Origin of the sequence: Mesorhizobium silamurunense (assembly GCF_014843825.1) — a bacterium.
GTDB classification, from domain to species: Bacteria; Pseudomonadota; Alphaproteobacteria; order Rhizobiales; family Rhizobiaceae; genus Mesorhizobium; species Mesorhizobium silamurunense.
On the sequence record NZ_JHQR01000458.1, the window covers coordinates 1 to 383 of the forward strand.

1 protein-coding gene is annotated in these 383 nt (G+C 63.2%); it reads left to right on the forward strand.

Going from position 1 to position 383, the window contains the following annotated elements:
• Positions 1-383, forward strand: a 383-nt coding sequence (locus DH10_RS35970; protein WP_192257143.1) for a hypothetical protein, incomplete at both ends; no start/stop codon positions are given.

A 383-nucleotide genomic window follows, 5' to 3' on the forward strand; every position in this document is an offset into this window, starting at 1 on the left:
GCCGACTACCAGGCGACCTTCACCGAGAACGGTTCTGCGGTTGCCATCGCTGATACGGACGTGAGCATCACCGACGCCGACAATACCAATGTCACCTCGGCGACGATCACGCTGACCAATGCACAGGCCAGCGATCTCCTGGCCGTCAACGGCGGGCTGCCGGCCGGCATCACGGCGTCCAGCTACAACTCCGGGACCGGCGTGTTGACTCTCTCTGGATCGGCGACCCTCGCCGCCTACCAGACGGCGCTGCACCAGATCGTGTTCAGCAACTCGAGCGACAGTCCGAACACGACAGACCGCAGCATAACGGTCGTGGTGAACGACGGTTCGGCCAATAGCAACACGGCGACCTCGACCATCCACGTCACCGCGGTCAACGA